General features: G+C 68.8%; 16 protein-coding genes and 2 pseudogenes. 12 read left to right on the top strand and 6 right to left on the bottom strand.

Annotated features, from left to right (window positions below; all coding sequences use genetic code 11):
• Positions 1-41: 41 nt before the first annotated feature.
• A complete protein-coding gene (locus tag BOX37_RS05645; protein ID WP_071926711.1) occupies positions 42-1,259 on the bottom strand; it encodes a fatty acid desaturase family protein in 1,218 nt (405 codons plus the stop codon).
• 139 nt (positions 1,260-1,398) lie between these two features.
• Here BOX37_RS05645 and BOX37_RS33695 point away from each other — a divergent pair, with 139 nt between their 5' ends.
• A complete protein-coding gene (locus BOX37_RS33695; protein WP_156910274.1) occupies positions 1,399-1,551 on the top strand; it encodes a hypothetical protein in 153 nt (50 codons plus the stop codon).
• Here BOX37_RS33695 and BOX37_RS05650 read toward each other — a convergent pair.
• The gene (locus tag BOX37_RS05650; protein WP_071926712.1) at positions 1,548-2,252 is read right to left on the bottom strand and encodes a TetR/AcrR family transcriptional regulator C-terminal domain-containing protein; all 705 of its coding nucleotides are present in this window, start codon (positions 2,250-2,252) and stop codon (positions 1,548-1,550) included. The genes BOX37_RS33695 and BOX37_RS05650 overlap by 4 nt on opposite strands.
• Before the next feature lie 141 nt (positions 2,253-2,393).
• Between BOX37_RS05650 and BOX37_RS34830 the strand changes: the two genes are divergently transcribed.
• The 4 genes and pseudogenes from BOX37_RS34830 to BOX37_RS05670 form a co-directional block, all read left to right on the top strand.
• Positions 2,394-3,290 (top strand): DUF5994 family protein, encoded by an 897-nt coding sequence (locus tag BOX37_RS34830; protein WP_071926713.1) that lies wholly within the window; start codon positions 2,394-2,396, stop codon positions 3,288-3,290.
• Positions 3,291-3,390: 100 nt separating this feature from the next.
• Positions 3,391-3,609, top strand: a pseudogene (locus BOX37_RS05660) (biotin/lipoyl-containing protein); the annotation flags it as partial.
• A complete protein-coding gene (locus tag BOX37_RS05665; protein ID WP_071926714.1) occupies positions 3,606-4,598 on the top strand; it encodes a methylenetetrahydrofolate reductase in 993 nt (330 codons plus the stop codon). The pseudogene BOX37_RS05660 and the gene BOX37_RS05665, both read left to right, overlap by 4 nt.
• Positions 4,599-4,634: 36 nt before the next feature.
• Positions 4,635-4,979: pseudogene (locus tag BOX37_RS05670) on the top strand (ATP-binding cassette domain-containing protein); the annotation flags it as partial.
• Between the two features lie 63 nt (positions 4,980-5,042).
• Here the strand turns inward: BOX37_RS05670 and BOX37_RS05675 are convergent.
• Together BOX37_RS05675 and BOX37_RS05680 are read right to left on the bottom strand one after the other, a co-directional pair.
• Positions 5,043-7,337, bottom strand: coding sequence for an esterase-like activity of phytase family protein (locus BOX37_RS05675; protein ID WP_071926715.1), 2,295 nt, complete (start codon positions 7,335-7,337; stop codon positions 5,043-5,045).
• Positions 7,338-7,474: 137 nt separating this feature from the next.
• Positions 7,475-7,870, bottom strand: coding sequence for a RidA family protein (locus BOX37_RS05680; RefSeq protein WP_071926716.1), 396 nt, complete (start codon positions 7,868-7,870; stop codon positions 7,475-7,477).
• A 212-nt stretch (positions 7,871-8,082) separates the two neighbouring features.
• Here BOX37_RS05680 and BOX37_RS05685 point away from each other — a divergent pair, with 212 nt between their 5' ends.
• Together BOX37_RS05685 and BOX37_RS33700 are read left to right on the top strand one after the other, a co-directional pair.
• Entirely contained in the window at positions 8,083-8,886 is an 804-nt protein-coding gene (locus BOX37_RS05685) for an alpha/beta fold hydrolase (protein ID WP_071926717.1), read from the top strand.
• An 88-nt stretch (positions 8,887-8,974) separates the two neighbouring features.
• On the top strand, positions 8,975-9,640 hold the full coding sequence (locus tag BOX37_RS33700) for a hypothetical protein (protein WP_071926718.1): 666 nt from the start codon (positions 8,975-8,977) through the stop codon (positions 9,638-9,640).
• 112 nt (positions 9,641-9,752) lie between these two features.
• Here BOX37_RS33700 and BOX37_RS05695 read toward each other — a convergent pair whose 3' ends face one another.
• A complete protein-coding gene (locus BOX37_RS05695; protein ID WP_071926719.1) occupies positions 9,753-10,397 on the bottom strand; it encodes a TetR/AcrR family transcriptional regulator in 645 nt (214 codons plus the stop codon).
• A gap of 116 nt (positions 10,398-10,513) precedes the next feature.
• Here BOX37_RS05695 and BOX37_RS05700 point away from each other — a divergent pair, with 116 nt between their 5' ends.
• The gene (locus BOX37_RS05700) at positions 10,514-11,530 is read left to right on the top strand and encodes a crotonase/enoyl-CoA hydratase family protein (protein WP_240505217.1); all 1,017 of its coding nucleotides are present in this window, start codon (positions 10,514-10,516) and stop codon (positions 11,528-11,530) included.
• Between the two features lie 2 nt (positions 11,531-11,532).
• Here the strand turns inward: BOX37_RS05700 and BOX37_RS05705 are convergent, their stop codons facing one another.
• Positions 11,533-12,207 (bottom strand): hypothetical protein, encoded by a 675-nt coding sequence (locus tag BOX37_RS05705; RefSeq protein ID WP_156910275.1) that lies wholly within the window; start codon positions 12,205-12,207, stop codon positions 11,533-11,535.
• 222 nt (positions 12,208-12,429) lie between these two features.
• On the opposite strand from BOX37_RS05705, the gene BOX37_RS05710 reads away from it, so the two are divergent.
• Genes BOX37_RS05710 through mmsB form a run of 4 tightly spaced genes read left to right on the top strand, consistent with a single transcriptional unit; the run spans position 12,430 to position 17,021 of the window.
• Entirely contained in the window at positions 12,430-13,929 is a 1,500-nt protein-coding gene (locus tag BOX37_RS05710; protein ID WP_071926722.1) for a CoA-acylating methylmalonate-semialdehyde dehydrogenase, read from the top strand.
• 4 nt (positions 13,930-13,933) lie between these two features.
• Positions 13,934-15,073 carry an acyl-CoA dehydrogenase family protein gene (locus BOX37_RS05715; RefSeq protein WP_071926723.1) on the top strand — a complete coding sequence of 380 codons (1,140 nt, stop codon included), beginning with the start codon at positions 13,934-13,936 and terminating at the stop codon, positions 15,071-15,073.
• On the top strand, positions 15,070-16,140 hold the full coding sequence (locus BOX37_RS05720; RefSeq protein WP_071926724.1) for an enoyl-CoA hydratase/isomerase family protein: 1,071 nt from the start codon (positions 15,070-15,072) through the stop codon (positions 16,138-16,140). Before BOX37_RS05715 ends, BOX37_RS05720 begins: the two co-directional genes overlap by 4 nt.
• Positions 16,137-17,021, top strand: coding sequence for a 3-hydroxyisobutyrate dehydrogenase (gene mmsB / locus BOX37_RS05725; RefSeq protein WP_071926725.1), 885 nt, complete (start codon positions 16,137-16,139; stop codon positions 17,019-17,021). The genes BOX37_RS05720 and mmsB overlap by 4 nt, the downstream gene beginning before the upstream one ends.
• The last annotated feature ends 52 nt before the right edge of the window (positions 17,022-17,073 follow it).

A 17,073-nucleotide genomic window follows, 5' to 3' on the forward strand; every position in this document is an offset into this window, starting at 1 on the left:
CAGACCGGATGGTGTGCGCGATCACAGACATGTGACATCAATTACCGCCGTTTGCGGGAGCCGGCTGCTCGTTCGGAGTCGTGTGCTGCTCGTGCGGTGCGGAGTCCACCTCGACGGTTGCCGGATTCGGCGCCGCGGGCGAATTTGCGCTCCGACGCAGTCTCGGGCGCGTCGTCGCTGGTGGCGGTGAGAAAGGAGTCGGGCAGAGCGAGCTTGTGGATGGTGCGCAGGGTCAGCAGGTATTGGCGGGGGAGCGGGCCGGTGGTGTACGGCAGGTCGTACTTGTCGCAGAGCGCGCGCACGCGGACCGCGATCTCGGCGTAGCGATTGCTGGGCAGATCGGGGAACAGGTGATGTTCGATCTGGTGCGAGAGGTGACCGCTGAGGAACCCGAGCACCGGCCCGGCGTCGAAGTTCGCGGTGCCGAGCATCTGGCGCAGGTACCACTGCGCGTGCGTCTCGTCCTCGATCGCCTCCGGGGTGAACTTCTCCGCGCCGTCGGGGAAGTGGCCGCAGAAGATCACCACGTACGCCCACAGGTTGCGCACGGTGTTGGCCGTGATGGTGCCGGTCAGCGTGCGGCGCCAGCGGCGGCCGCTGAGTAGCGGGAAGAACAGATAGTCCTTGGCGGTCTGCCTGCCGATCTTGCGGAGCAACGCCCTGGTGTGGGCCTTCTTCCCGGCCGGTGTCGTCGCGCGCTCCTGTTCGGAATACAGGCCGTGCAGGGCGATGCCCCATTCGAAGGTGGCCGCGAGCAGCAGGTTCTGCAACGGCTGGATGAGCTGACGCGGAGTCCATCGCTGATCACGGGTCACCCGCAGCACGCCGAACCCGACGTCGTCGTCCATGCCGACCACATTGGTGAACACATGATGGCGATAGTTGTGCGAATAGCGCCATTGCGACGAGACCCCGGCCATGTCCCATTCCCAGGTGCGCGAATGGATTTCGGGATCGTTCATCCAATCCCACTGACCGTGCGACACGTTGTGTCCGATTTCCATGTTCTCGATGCTCTTGGCCGCGGCCAGTGCGGTGGTCCCGGCCAGCCAGCCCAGGCGCGACCGGGTGCCTGCGAGCACCAGCCGGGCGCCGGCGTCGAGCAGTCGTTGGAAGGCGATCGTGCGCCGGATGTAGGCGGCGTCGGCACTGCCGCGACGTTCCTCGATCTCCCGGCGGATCGCGTCGAGTTCGTCGCCGAGTGCTTCGATATCGGCGTCGGTGAGGTGCGCGTATACCGCGACTTCGGTTATGGCCATGCGTCAAATCCTCAGCTGGTCGTCTTACCGATCCTACGTGCTTCTACGCCGTCAGTCTACAGCGTAGACTTACGGCATAGACGTCTGCGGAATCGCCGTATGGCGGAATCGGCGTGAGCCGGGACAGGAGCATCGGATCGTGGCGAATCAAGAGAAGACCTGGCTGACCGTGGATCTCGGCGGTGTCGACGGCGACCACCGGCGCAGGTGCCTGCTCACCGACCCGGCCGGCACCGAATCCGCCGAACAGCGCTGGGAATCCGAGGGCGGCGCCGAGCTGCGCGTGAACTAGTGCGTCGGTTCCGGCAGCGTGGCCGTGAGGCCGGTGATCAGGATGTCGAGGCCGCGTTCGAGTTCGGCGCCGCCGTCGTAGTCGGCCAGGATCGGGGCCAGTTCACGTACCAGCGGGAACTCCCCGATCGGCAGACGGTGCAGGCCGAGGCGAAGGACCTCGTCGGATTCGTCCGGGCGCTCGACGATCTCCTGGAGTTCGTTGAGCACGTGGCCGTAGAGGAAACCGAACAGTGCGCGATAGACATGCAGCGCGTCGGCGCCGCTGAAGCCCGCTTCGGTGAGCAGTCGCAGCACGGCCTCCAGGGGGCGGACCGCCGCGGGCGGGCGCATGCCGAGCGGGGTCGACAGCGGCCGGGTCACCAGCAGCGGAACGACTTTCGGGTGCGCTAGCGCCAGGGCGCGAAACGCGCGGGCGACCTCACGCAGCTGGGCGGTCCAGTCCGGATCTCCCGAGTCCACGCTCAGCTGATCGAAGACGAGCTCGGCCACGCCGTCCAGTACGGCGGCCTTGTTCGGCAGGTGCCGGTAGATCACCATCGGATCGCGCCCGACCGCCTCGGCCAGCCTGCGCATCGACAGCGCGTCGATCCCGTCGCGATCGATGATCGTGAGCGCGGCGGACAGCACCGACTCCCTGGTCACCGGTCCGCTGGGGCGGCCGGTGCGCGGCCCCGCCCCGTCTGTCGAACCCTCGGCCATGGTGGCACCTCCGTCTGCGTCGACTACTTGATCAGTGTAGACCTACACCGTTGACAATACGGTCGTTCGGGCGTGTACTGGAGGAACACCGGTCCCCGGAGCTGCTGCCGATTCCTCGGATCCCGGCCGAGAGGATCGATCATGCGCATTCACGAAGACCACGCGCCCCGCGCGCCCGCCCGTCATCCGAGCCCGCCGCTGTACACCCCACGCCTGCGCCTGCGGTCGCGTGCGTCCGCCGACAGCTACCTCGACGGTGCCTGGTGGCCGAGGTCGAGCGAACTCGTCACCGAGCTGCCCGACCTGCTCGCTGTGCTCGCGGTGCGGCTCGGCCCGATCTGGCGGGTCGTGTACGACCCGCGGTGCTGGTCGAGCGCGCCTGCCTCGACCGTCGTCGGCGGTGCGACCGTGCGTATGGATTCCTATCACTTCGAACTGTGGAACACGATGTATGTGTTCGGTCGCGACGCGGGCATGCTCGTACTCCAGGTGATCCCCGCCGACACCGACGAGCCGACCGCCCACGCGGCCATGATGACCGCCGCCGAGTCGGTCGCCGACACCCCCGCCGAGCTGCGGCCGATCACCAACCACCTCGCGATGAGCACGGCGACGGAAACGCTCGAACACGACCGGCAGCCGTTCGGTGCGCCTACCCGCACGCCGCGACTGCTGTTGCGCGGCACCGCCAGTCACGCCGAGCAGTTCGACGGCGCGTGGTGGCCGCGCACCGCGAACCTCACCGCGGAATTGCACGACTTGATCAGCGCGCTCACCCCGCGCCTCGGCAAGACCGCGCGGATCAGCTTCGACTGGAACACCACCAGCCGTCACCAGCGCGGCATCGACCACGGCGACGGTGTCGACCTGCATGTCCCCGATGTCGGCCAGCAGCCCGATGCCATGCATCTCGTCGGTGTCGACGGTGTGCACCTCACCCTGCTCGTCATCGCGGCCGACACCCCGGCCGACGTGGCCGACGCCCAGCTGTTGCACGCGGTGGGGCGCACCAGGCATCAACTGCCCCTGGCGGACTGACCAGCGCGGTCGGCGCGGACGGGCCGACCTACTGGCCCTCGCTTCCTGAACATGCGCTTCGGCACCATTCCCCCGCGGGGACTGGTATGGCGTTCGAGGTCTCGCCGAAGCGCGTGGTCGTGACCTAGTTTTCGTGACTCTCGCAGTCACCGAAGGAGTTTCGGTCCGGGCGGGTGACGCGGTGGGCACGATCGAGGCAATGAAGAGGGAAGCGGCCATCACCGCGCCGCGCGCCGGTATCGTCGTACGGGTCGCCACGGCGAAGGTGCAGCAGGTCGGGGGCGGCGACCTACTCGTGGAATTGGGGGAGAGCCGATGACCGGTGAACGACGACCCGAAACGAGCGGCCGGCGGCCGACATCGTTCATCTCCCGCACCCCCTCGGTCGCGCAGAGCCTGCGTGACCGCACGGGACACGAGGTGCCGTTCTCGGTCGAATTCAACCCGCCCCGCGACGCGGCCGGCGAGGCCAGATTGTGGCGCGCGGTGCGCCAGTTCGAACGGATGCACCCGGCGTTCGTGTCCATGACCTATGGCGCGGGTGGCTCGACCAAGGACCGCACCGTCCGGATCACCGGTGAGTTGGCGACCGAGACCACCTTGCTCCCGGTTGCCCACCTCACCGCGGTCGGCCACAGCATCGCCGAACTGCGTTCCCTGGTCGGCTCCTACGCCGACTCCGGGATCCGTAACCTGCTGGTCCTGCGCGGCGACCCGCCGGGCGACCCCCTCGGCGAGTGGCACAAGCACCCGAGTGGTGTCGAATACGCGGACGAGTTGGTGCGGATCGTGCGTGACCTAGGCGATTTCCATGTCGGCGTGGCCTCGTTCCCCCAGGGCCACCACCGCTCACCCGACCTCGACCACGACACCCGCCACCTCGCCGCGAAACTGCGTGCGGGCGCGGAGTATTCGATCACCCAGATGTTCTTCGACGTCGAGCACTACCTGCGCCTGCGGGATCGCGTCGTCGCCATGGATCCCGTCGAGGGGGCCAAGCCGATCATCCCCGAACTCATGCCCATCACCTCCCTGCGCACCGTCCAGCGCGCCGAGGAACTCTGCGGGCGCACCCTGCCGCCCGCCGTCATGGCCCGCCTCCAGCGGGCCGCGGGCACCGCCCCGGAAGAAGACCGCGCGGCAGTCCGTGCCGAAGGCATCCAGATCGCCACCGAGATGGCCCAGCGCCTCATCGACGAGGGCGCTCCCTGCCTGCACTTCATCACCCTCAACTTCGCCAAGGCCACCAGCGAAGTCCTCACCAACCTCGGCTACGGCGCCCACACCACGGCCACTGCCGTCGCCTAGCCCTACCTGGACCGTTGCTCACCAGGCCGGGTGCATCTGGCCGCCGCCCGCGCCGCGGTGCGGCGGCTCGACGAAGCCACCGCGGCCCTCGCCGACGGCCGCCCTGGCGCCGATCAGGACTACAGTGACGCGCTCGACCTCGCCCAGCTGCTCGACGCCTGGGACGCCGATCGTCGTGTCGACATCGCCCTCGACGCGCTCGGCGCCGTCACTGACCGCGACCGGCCGCTGTCCACCCTGTCGGTGGGGCAGCGCTACCGGGTGCGACTGGCGGTGCTGCTGGCCGCCGGGGACGACTTCCTGCTGCTCGACGAGCCGACCAACCACCTCGACCGGGCCGCGCTCGACTTCCTCACCGCCCGGTTGCGCGCCGTCACCGGCCCGTCGATCAGCGGGCAGTGACGGTGCGGAACTCGTTGTGCCGCACCGTCACTGCGCGTGGGATCAGTTCAGGGTGCCGAGGCGCAAGAACACCGTCTCACCCGTGGCGTCGTCGAGACCGTCGTTGTCGGTGACGGCGTAGAGCTCACCATTGCCCGCGACCGTCAGGCCCTCGACCTTCTCCTGCACCCAGCCATTGGTCGCGCGCAGCTCGGGCAGCAGGTCGCGGACCTCTGTCTTGGCGAGCACGCTCGGCGCGGCGGTGTCGGTGACGCCCGCATCCGTCGGGATCCGCACGCTGGTGACCGATTTCAGCACGGCGTCGGGACCGCTGCGCTTGTCGCGTTCGATCAGCAGCAGCGAATCACCGTGGACCGCGATTTCGGAGACGCCGATCCAGTCACCGGCGGCATCGGTGGTCTCGAGCTGATAGCCGTACCACTGCCACTGGCCCGTCGCGGGCTCGTACCTGCCGATCCGCGTGACGCCCTTCGGATCGCCCTTCAGCTCACGTTGCAGCGCCACCCACACGACTTCGGCGTCACCGGACCCCTGCACCGCGACGCCTTCCAGCCCCTGCGAGCCGAGGCCGGCGGCGATTTCGGCGGGCAGCGTGATCCGCTGCTCGATCGCGCCGTCACCGGAGACCCGGATCAGCGCGTTGCCGGGGCCGTCCTTGCCCTCGACGGCGAGGTAGAAGCCGCCATCGGCGCGTGCGGCGAGGCCCTCGACGTCGAGGGTCACCGGCTTGCCGTTCTCGGTCACCGGAATCTGGCTGTCGATCACCGCGGGAACGACCGAGACATCGAGCCCGAGGATACGGGCCGGGCCGTAGGCGTTGTCGGAGGCGGTGAACAGCCGATCGGCATCGGCCGGGTCGGCGCTGAGCGCCCCGAGCGCTCCCCAGCCGATCGGCGTGCCGTCGGCGTCGGCGGAGACGATCGACGGGAACTCCGGCGTCGCGGACTCGGCGAAGTCGGCGCCGAAGCCGAACATCGAGATGGTGCCGCGCACACCGGCCTCGGCGTCGTCGGCCTCCGAGGACACGGCCAGCAGATCGCGCCCCGGGATCGGCAGGATGCCCTCCGGGCCGACCCCGGTCGCCAGCACCTGGCGGAACACCGGCGCGGTCACCTCGGACACGTCGTACACCGCGACGAAATTGCTGCGCTCGGAACCGACCAGCACGACCGGCTTGCCGTCCAGTTCGGTCACGGCGAGGCCCTCCGGCTCGGTGCCTTTCTTGTCGGCGCGACCGTCGTTGAACAGGCCGACCCGCAGCGCGAGGTGTTCGAAGGAGTTGCCCGCGTCCCAGACGACCGTGCCCGTCTTCGCGTCGAAGATGGTCCAGCCGCGCGTGCCGCCCCGCCAGTCGCCCTCGTTCGCGGTCACCACGTGGTCGTCACCGATCCAGCCGATCGTGTCCGGCTCGCGCGGCAGATCCTCGATCGAACCGCTCGGATCGATCAGGCCGTCCTTCTCGGTGTCGATGCCCTCGACGGAGGCGGTGCCCGCGGAGAAGATCGTGCGCACCGTGGCGGTCGCGGCGTCGATGATCGCGATGCCGTTGTTCTCCTGCAGGGTGAGGGCGACCTCACCGCGGGAGTTGAAGCTGACGTACTCGGGCTCGAGGTCTTCGGGTGCGGTCAGGCCGGCCGCGCGGGCGGCGGCCTCGTCGAGGCGGACCGGCGTGGCGGCCCACTGCGGCACCGCGCCGGACAGGTCGATCAGCTGCACGAAGCCCGTCGGCGGTTGCGGCAGGTCGCCTTCGGCGCCGCCGGCCGGGGTGAAGGACTCGTCGCGCTGGTTCTCCATCGCGATGGCCGCGTACTTGCCGTCGGCACTGACCGCGATCGAGTCGGGCTGACCGCCTAGATCGATGCTGTGCACCGTGGTGCGATCACTGATCCGCACCACGTCGACGCGCCCGGACGGGGCGACGAAATCGCCGCCGCTGCTGTCGACGACCACCAGGAGGTGTTCGCCGACGACAGCCACCGAGGTCGGCTGGTCGTCGGCGTGGCCGGGCTGGGCCAGCGACAGTGTGCCCGTGCCCTGCGGGTTCTTCGGATCACTCAGGTCGAGGAAGCCGATCCGCTGACCCATCGCGTCGGTGTAGATCAGGGTCTCGCCGTCCTCGGTGACCGCCGAGATCTCCGCGGAGGTCGGCGCCGCGGCGTCGGCGCCGGCGGGCCGGTTCTCGTAGACCGGGTAGGTGGTGAGCCGGTGATAGCTGGTCGCCGCGTCACGCTCCCACCCCGCCGCCGCTGCCGGACCACTGTTGGACTCCTCCGACCCGCAGGCGACGGCGAGCACTGCCACCGTCGCGACCGCCGCACCGAGACGCCATTTTCCCATTCCGGCCAAAACTCAACTCCTAGCGAACGCACTCCGCCCCACAGGTGGGGAACTCGGCGATCCTGGCCGAGCCGGGTAGCGGCCAGGTGACCGCCGAATGAATCCGCGGAACACACTCGCGGTGCCGCCTCGACCGATCAGTCGCGCACCGCCACCGCGTCCACCTCGAACAGCATTCCGGGCAGGGCGAGCGAGGCGACGCCGAGCAGGGTCTGGACCGGCGGAGTGTCACCCCAGATCTCGGCGATCTTCGCGCCGAGCACCGTCAGTTTGTCCAGATCGTGGTCGACGATGAACGTGCGCAACTGAGCGACATCGGCGTACCCGAGTCCCGCCGAGCGCAAGGCGGTGCCCAGATTCTCGAAGGCCCGCGCGACCTGGCCCGCGAAGTCCTCGGTGGTGGTGTGCCCGTCGGCATCGGAGTCGTACTGGCCGGCGATGAGCACGAGCTCGCCGGACACCCGGGCGAGGTGGCTGTATCCGAATCCGGTCGGATCGTGCAGCTCGGCCGGGTTGCTGATTTCGACAGACATGTGACTCTCCTGGTGTTGGTGAAGGATCTGCCGAGGAGACGAAACACGAGCGCGGAGTGTGACACGGGGTCTGCTGACACCCCGAATCGTGTGCCGACGATACTGGTACGCGGCGGTCGTCGGCATCGCCATCGTGCAGACTCCGGCTCGACCTGATCACCGCAGTCGTTCGACTCGGACGGTGCGTTTCACGCGGTAGGAGAGGAACTCACATGAACGGGATCCGATCGATCATGGCGGTGCTCGTCGCCGTCGGACTCGGCGCGGGGGCGCTGAGCGCGGCCGCGCCCGCCTCGGCCGCCGAGACCCCTACCGTGGTGCTGGTGCACGGCGCCTTCGCCGACACCACCAGCTGGGACGGCGTCGCGGCGAACCTGCGCGCGGACGGCTATCACGTTGTCGTGCCGGACAATCCACTGCGCGGCCCGGCCAATGACGCCGCTGCCGTCGAACGCGCGATCGCCGGGATCGACGGGCCGATCGTGCTGGTCGGGCACTCCTATGGCGGCGCGGTGATCACCAATGTCGAGGACCCCGATGTGACCGCGCTGGTCTATATCGCCGGCTTCGCCCCCGAACAGGGCGAACCCGCCCAGTTGTTGCTCGACCCGATCAGGTTCCCCGGTAGCCGTCTGCTGCCACCGGTCCTGCAGCTGGCCGTCGTCGAGGACCCGCAGGGTATCGACGGCAAGAACCTCGACGGCTACGTCGACCCCGCGTACTTCCACGAAGTGTTCGCGCCGGACGTCAGCGATGCCACCGCCGCCGACATGATCGCCCACCAGCGCTCCATCGCCGTCGCGGCCAACATCGAGCCCTCCGGTCCGGCCGCGTGGACCCGACTGCCCAGCTGGTACCTCGTCTCCGGCGCCGACCAGGTGATCCCGCCCGCATCCCAGCGCTTCATGGCCGACCGGATCGGCGCCACCACCACCGAGATCCCCGCCTCCCACGCCTCCCTGGTCTCCCAGCCCGAGGCCGTCGCCACCGTCATCACCGCGGCGGCCACGAGCTGACTCGGTCAGCGGGTCGCATGGCGGATCCAGACAGTGGGTTCCACGTAGACGGCGGAGTCATGTCGGTAGGTGTCTCTAGTCTGTCGACATGGTCGGACCGGACTCGGCGCTACGCCGCTTGACGCGTGATGTGGGAAAACTCCTGCAGCCCTACGGATTCGACGGCAGCGAGGCCACGTGGGTGCGGGTCGCGCCGGGTGGTGTCGCCTCGGTCCGGCGCACCAGGATCGTGCGCACCTGGACCGACGGCCACCAGATCCTGCGCTTCGGCCTCGGTCTGGCCGCCACCCCCACCGCCTGGTGGGAATTCGCCACCTGGCGCAACACCACGCTCGGCCTGCCACCGACCCCACTCGAACAGGCCATCGGGCCCGGCCTGATCGACGAACGCGCCCTGCCCGCCGACCTCACCGACCCGTGGTCTCTCCGCGTCGACCCGACCCGTGCGGGCAACCCCGCCCTGCAAGCCGACGTCGACACCATTCGCGCCGACCTGCCCCGCCGTGTCCACGCCTACGCCCGCCGAGCGCTGCGCCTGCTCGAACCCGACGGCTACCTCCACGAACTGCTCGCCGACTCGAACCCCACTCTCGGCACCAGGGAGGCCATCGTCGTCCTGCTCGCCGACCACGGCCCGACCGCTCAGCTCGACGAGGCGATCGCCGCACTGCACACCGCCCTCGCGGAACTGGACGAATCGACCTACGCCGAGGAGGTCATCGACTACGTCCGCCGTCGCGCCGCCCTCGTCTGAGACCCGTCGCCACCCGGACTGAACCTTTGCCGTTCGCCCCGACCTGGATCGCGGAGCTGGTCCGGCGCGAGAGGGCGCGACCCGCCGCCGATGCTCGGTTCGGCTGGTGAGTTCACGAATCCGCGGTTCGCCCTGCCGATTCGGGCGCGTCGCCGCTGGACGTCGATTCCTCGGTGAGCAGCAGGCGGATGATGTCGGCCCATTCGCGCAGGGTGGTGCGGACCGAGGTGTCGGAGGTGCGCAGGACGCGGGAGGCGACCGTGCCGCGCAGGACGGTGATCGTCAGGTTGCGGATGGTGGGGTAGCGGGGGTGGGCGACGATGTCGGGGCCGAACAGGTCGTCGACCACGCGGTACAGGTCGCGGCCCGCGGCGCGTTCGGCTTGTTCGAGGGCGGCGGCCAGTTCGGGATCGGTGCGGGCGGCGGCCCAGAGTTCGAGTTCGGCCTGGGCCGAGGGGCGGGTCATGGATTCGTAGAGGGCCGCGAGGGCGCGGTCCAGCGGGTCGGTGTCGGGGCCGAGGCGGTCGGCGGCGGCGCGGGCGGCTAGTTCGTTGCGGTGCACGAGGGTCTCGACCAGTGCTTTCGTCAGGGCGGCGACCGTGGGGAAGTGGTGGAGCAGCGCGCCGCGGCTGAGGTCGGCGGCGTCCTGTACCGCGACGGTGGTCAGCGCCGGGTAGCCGCGGCGGATCAGCAGATCGATCGCCGTGTCGAGGATGCGGGCCCTGGTGGCCTGCCGCTGTGCTTCGCGCGATGTCACTGGCGGCCTCTCTGGTTGGTCGACCGTGCGGCCGAGAATTTCACAGTCACTATTGACTGTCAATCGTCCGGTCCGTCATGCTCGGTCCATTCCCGGCCGATCCGAAGGGACCCATCGTGTCGAACAGCAGCAACCCCGGCGACCGCCCCGCGGCGTGGTACGAGAACTGGACCGAAGGGCCCGACTCGCCGTGGCGGCACCGTCCGGAACCCGACTTCGACCACGAGTACTCCACGCTGACCTACGAGCGTGACGGTCGGATCGCCCGGATCACCTTCAACCGGCCGGAGCGGGGCAACGCGATCACCCCGCACACTCCGCGCGACCTCGCGCACGCGGTCGAACGCGCCGATCTCGATCCGCGCGTGCACGTCATCCTGGTCTCCGGGCGCGGCAAGGGATTCTGTGGCGGCTACGACCTCGACCTGTTCGCCGAGCAGGGTTTCGGCGGTGTCGACGGGCCGGACGAGGTCGCCGGCACGGTGCTCGATCCGGTCGTCAACGCGGTCAACCACAATCCGCACGGTGTCTGGGATCCGATGATCGACTACGCGATGATGAGCCGGTTCACCAAGGGATTCGCCAGCCTCCTGCACGCGAACAAGCCGACCGTCGCCAAACTGCACGGCTTCGCCATCGCCGGCGGCACCGACATCGCCCTGCACGCCGACCAGATCATCTGCGCCGACGACACCAAGATCGGCTACCCGCCCACCCGGACCTGGGGCGTTCCGGCCGCGGGCCTGTGGGCGCATCGACTGGGCGATCAGCGTGCCAAGCGACTGCTGTTCACCGGCGACTGCATCAGCGGCGCGCAGGCGGCCGAATGGGGTCTGGCGGTCGAGTCCTGCCCGGCCGCCGAACTCGACGAACGCACCGAGGCTTTGGTCGCGCGGATCGCCCGGATGCCGGTGAACCAGTTGATGATGACCAAGCTGGCGCTCAACGCCGCGCTCAACGCCCAGGGCGTCGCCAACTCGGCCATGATCAGCACCGCCTTCGACGGCGTCTCGCGCCACACCCGCGAGGGGTACGCCTTCCAGACGCGCGCCGCGACGGTCGGTTTCCGCGAGGCGGTGCGGGAGCGCGACGAGCCCTTCGGGGACCACAAGCGCGCTCAGTTCGAACGCTGAGGTCAGGGCAGCACGTGGGGAATGAGGTGCGGTGCCTGCTGGGCGACCAGCGTCCCGAGGTAGGCGCCCGTGTAGTACCCGGCGTAGGTGCCGACCACGCCGCCGATGACGCCACCGGCGACCGCGCCGACCGGCACGCTCAGACCTCCGGTGGGCAGGGCCAGCGGGGTGGCCAGGGCGGTGCCGCCCGCCACACCGAGGGCGACGCCGGTGATGCCGCCGATCACCTGGCCCGCGGTCGAGCCGAGGTAGGTGGCGTTCTCCTCCGGGCTGGCGATCGGCGCCGCGGCGGCCACCGGCTGGGCGGCCAAGGGGGCGACCGCAGCTGCCGGCCGCGCGACGGGCGCCGTGACGGCGGGCTGCCATGCGCTGGAGATCGGCTGTGCCGCAAGGTATTCGGCTGAGTCTTCGGTGAAGTCGTCAGCGATCGGAGCGGCCGTCGCGGCGATCGCGCGCTCCGGCGGGATGACCGCGTGGTCCGGCGCGATGTGCGCGTGCTCCGGCACGGCGGCCGTGGGCTCCTGCGCGTCGGGCGTGTGCGTGACGGTCTGCACCTGCGCGGCCTGCGCGGCACCGGGGCCCACGCCGAAGGCGATCGCCGCGGGCAGTGCCACCGCGACGGGAAGTCCCTGCAATGCCTTGCGACGCTTGCTCACTGCCCTGTGTCGTCCTGCCATCTGAGATGTCCTTCCCGAGTCCAGTCCGTCGCACGGCTCATCGCGGCCGGCGCGTCGAGTGCTACGGCTTGTGATCGGCCTCGCTCGCCGACGTGTCGGCTATGACGCCGGTCGGGCATTGACAAGTGGCGGTCTGCGATGTCCAATTGATAGGACATCCAACTATTGGTCTCCCTGTCACCTGTGCGCTCGGCGTACCGACAGCAACGGAGTAGGACTGGCATGGTTCGCGAACTCACTCACTTCATCGGTGGTCAGCACGTCAAGGGCGCTTCGGGCGCGTTCGGTGATGTCTTCGATCCCAACATCGGGCAGGTCCAGGCCCGGGTGCCGTTGGCGAACACCGCCGAGGTCGAGGCCGTGATCGCCAACGCGGCCGAAGCTCAGCTGGTGTGGGCGGCGTTCAATCCGCAGAAGCGGGCTCGGGTGCTGATGAAGTTCCTGAGCTTGGTCAACGACGAGATGGACAGCCTGGCTGCCCTGCTGTCCTCGGAGCACGGCAAGACGATCGCTGACGCCAAGGGCGACATTCAGCGAGGGCTCGAGGTGATCGAGTTCGCGATCGGTATCCCGCATCTGCTCAAGGGCGAATACAGCGAGAGCGCTGGTGCCGGCATCGACGTGTACTCGATGCGCCAGCCGCTCGGCGTGGTCGCCGGTATCACGCCGTTCAACTTCCCGGCGATGATCCCGCTGTGGAAGGCGGGCCCCGCGCTGGCGTGTGGCAACGCGTTCGTGCTCAAGCCCTCCGAGCGTGACCCGTCGGTGCCGCTGCGGTTGGCTGAGCTGTTCCTCGAGGCGGGGTTGCCGCCGGGGGTGTTCAACGTGGTCAACGGTGGCAAGGAAGCGGTGGACGCGATCCTGCACGATCCGCGGATCAAGGCCGTCGGGTTCGTCGGGTCGACCCCGATCGCGCAGTACATCTATGAGACCGCGACCGCCAACGGTAAGCGGGCGCAGTGTTTCGGTGGCGCGAAGAACCACGCGATCGTGATGCCCGACGCCGATCTCGATGATGTCGCCGATCAGCTCATCGGCGCGGGCTACGGGTCCGCGGGTGAGCGATGCATGGCGATCTCGGTGGCGGTGCCGGTGGGGGAGGAGACCGCTGATCGGTTGGTCGCCAAGCTGACCGAACGCGTCCACAAGCTCAATGTGGGTCGTTCCGATGATCCCGGCGCCGACTTCGGTCCGCTGGTCGGGCGTGATGGCGTGGACCGGGTTACCGACTACGTCCAGATCGGTATCGATGAGGGCGCCGAACTGGTTGTCGACGGTCGCGGATTGACCGTCGATGGTGCCGAGGACGGCTACTTCGTCGGTGCGACCTTGTTCGACCGGGTCACCGCCGACATGCGCGTCTACAAGGAAGAGATCTTCGGCCCCGTGGTGACCGTGGTCCGCGCCGCCGATTACGAAGCGGCGCTGCGGTTGGCCGATGAACACGAGTACGGCAATGGTGTCGCCATCTTCACCCGCGACGGTGACACCGCGCGCGATTTCGCGGCCAGGGTGCAGGTCGGCATGGTCGGCATCAATGTCCCGATCCCGGTGCCGATCGCCTACTACACCTTCGGTGGGTGGAAGCGTTCGGGCTTCGGCGATCTCAATCAGCACGGCCCGGATTCGATTCGCTTCTACACCAAGACCAAGACGGTGACGCAGCGTTGGCCCGCGGGGCTGAAGGAGACCAACGCCTTCGTCATCCCGACGATGGACTGACCCGATGTTCACCCTCAACGACGACGAGCGCGCGATCGGTGCGACCGCGCGCCAGTTCGCCGACGAATTCCTCGCGCCGAACGCGTTGGAATGGGATGAGCGCAAACACTTTCCGGTCGACGTCCTGCGCAAGGCGGGACCGGTCGGGTTCGGCGGTATCTGCGTCGGTGACGATGTCGGCGGCTCCGACCTGCGCAGACTCGACGCGGTCCGGATCTTCGAGCAGCTCGCCACGGGCTGCCCCTCGGTCGCGGCCTACATCTCCATCCACAACATGGCGACGTGGATGATCGACGAGTACGGCACCGAATGGCAACGCCGTCGGTGGGTGCCCGGGATGGCGTCGATGGAACTGCTCGGCAGTTACGCGCTCACCGAGCCCGGCGTCGGTTCGGATGCGGCGGCCTTGACCACCAAGGCCGTGCGCGACGGCGACGACTACGTGCTGACCGGTGCCAAGCAGTTCATCTCCGGTGCGGGTGCCAACGACCTCTACGTGATGATGGTGCGCACCGGTGGCGAAGGGCCACGCGGCATTTCGGCGCTGATCGTGCCGGCCGACACACCGGGTCTGTCGGTGGGGCCGAACGAGAAGAAGATGGGCTGGAACGCGCAGCCGACCCGTCAGGTGATCCTGGAGGACGCGCGCGTCCCGGTGGCCAACCGCCTCGGTGCGGAGGGCGACGGCTTCTCGATCGCGATGAACGGCCTCAACAGTGGCCGTCTCAACATCGCGGCGTGCTCGATCGGCGGTGCGCAGGCGGCTCTGGAGAAGACGGTCGCCTACCTCTCCGAACGCCACGCTTTCGGTCAATCCTTGATCCGCAACGACGCGCTGCGGTTCGACCTCGCGGACATGGCCACCGAACTGGAAGCGGCCAGGACACTGCTGTGGCGGGCCGCCGCGGCGCTGGACGAGGGGGCGCCGGACAAGGTGGCCTTGTGCGCGATGGCCAAGCGATTCGCCACCGACGTGGGTTTCGAGGTGGCCAACAAGGCACTGCAATTGCACGGTGGTTACGGCTATCTGCACGAGTACGGTCTGGAGAAGATCGTGCGTGATCTACGGGTGCACCAGATTCTCGAGGGCACCAATGAAATCATGCGGGTGGTTGTCGCCCGCGCGCTGACAGGAGCGGCATGACCGACGAACCCGAGGTGTTGATCGAGCTGCGCGACGGGCTGGGCTCGATCACCTTGAATCGGCCCAAGGCGATCAACGCGCTGAATCATTCGATGACACTGGCCATCACCGACGCGCTGCGGTCCTGGGCCGAGGACGATGCGGTACGCGCCGTGGTGGTCGCCGGCGCGGGGGAGCGGGGGCTGTGCGCTGGTGGAGACATCGTGGCCATCCACGCCGACGCGAAAACCGGCACCGCGGGCGCTGATTCGCCGACCGGACGGTTCTGGCGGGACGAGTACCTGCTCAACGCGCTGATCGGGAACTACCCGAAGCCGTATGTGGTGATCATGGACGGCATCGTGATGGGCGGCGGAGTCGGGCTGTCCGCGCACGGCAGCCATCGCATCGTGACCGAGCGGTCCAAGATCGGAATGCCCGAGGTCGGTATCGGATTCGTGCCCGATGTCGGTGGCACGTATCTGCTCTCGCGCGCGCCGGGTGAACTCGGCACCCACGTCGCGCTGACCACCGCGCGGATGAGCGCGGGCGACGCCATCGCCGCAGGCTTCGCCGACTACTACGTGCCCAGCGACGCCATTCCCGAGTTGCTCGACGCATTGCGCACCGCCGACGTAGACGAGGCCATCGCGAAGTTCGCCCAGGCCGCACCCGCCTCGGACCTGCTCGCCCAGCAGAGCTGGATCGACGCCTGCTACAGCGCGGACACCGTCGAGGAGATCGCCGCCCGGCTGCAGGCCGACAGCGCTTCGAAGGCCGCCGACGCCGCCGGTGACCTGCTCGCGAAATCGCCTGTCTCGCTGAAGGTCACCCTGCGGGCGCTGCGCGCCGCGCGTGAGCTGCCGAGTCTGGCGGCGGTGCTCGATCAGGAGTACCGGGTCTCGATCGCCACCCTGGCCTCGCACGACCTGGTCGAGGGTATCCGCGCCCAGGTGATCGACAAGGACCGCAATCCCCAGTGGCGGCCCGCCACCCTCGCCGAGGTCACCGACGAGCAGGTCGCGGCGTACTTCACCGAGCTGGGCGCGAAGGAACTGGGTTCGACCACACCGGAGGTACGGCGATGACGAAGAAGATCGGTTTCCTCGGTCTGGGTCACATGGGCGCACCCATGGCGGCCAACCTGGTCGAGGCGGGCTATGACGTGCTCGCCTTCGATCCCGTGCCCGCCGCGCAAGAGCAGGCGCGGGCCGACGGTGCGACCGTGGTGGCCACCGCGGCCGAGGCCGCCGTCGGCCGCGACGTGGTGATCACGATGCTGCCCAACGGCAAACTCGTGCTCGACGTCTACGCCGAGCTGCTGCCCGCGGCGGCGCCGGGCACGCTGTTCATCGACAGTTCCACCATCGACGTCGCCGATGCCAAAGCCGCTGCCGCACTGGCGGTCTCAGCCGGTCATCGCCCGTTGGACGCGCCGGTCTCCGGTGGTGTCGCCGGAGCCACGGCGGGCACCCTCACCTTCATGGTCGGTGGTGCCGAAGACGACTTCGCCGATGCCGCGGAGATCCTGAACGTTTTGGGCGGCAAGGTCGTCCACTGCGGTGGTGCCGGTGTGGGACAGGCCGCCAAGATCTGCAACAACATGCTGCTCGGCATCTCGATGATCGGCCTGTCGGAAGCGCTGGTGCTCGGTGAACGACTCGGGTTGAGTCACCAGTCGTTCTTCGACGTGGTTTCCACCGCCTCGGGCCAGAGCTGGGCGCTGACCAGCTACTGCCCGGTTCCCGGACCGGTCCCCGCCAGCCCGGCCAACAACGACTATCAGCCCGGTTTCGCCACCGCGCTGATGTCGAAGGACCTGACCCTGGCCGCGAACGCCCTGCGTGCCAACGGTATCGACGGCCGGCTCGGCGAACTCGCCGCGGCGATCTACCAGCAGTTCAACCAGACCGATACGGGCAAGGATTTCTCCGCGATCATCACCGCGATCCGAGACCGTTCCGAGTGAGCCGAGTGGACGGCGGCCGGACACGCGCGTGTCCGGCCGCCGTTCCATTCGT

Origin of the sequence: Nocardia mangyaensis (assembly GCF_001886715.1) — a bacterium.
GTDB lineage: Bacteria > Actinomycetota > Actinomycetes > Mycobacteriales > Mycobacteriaceae > Nocardia > Nocardia mangyaensis.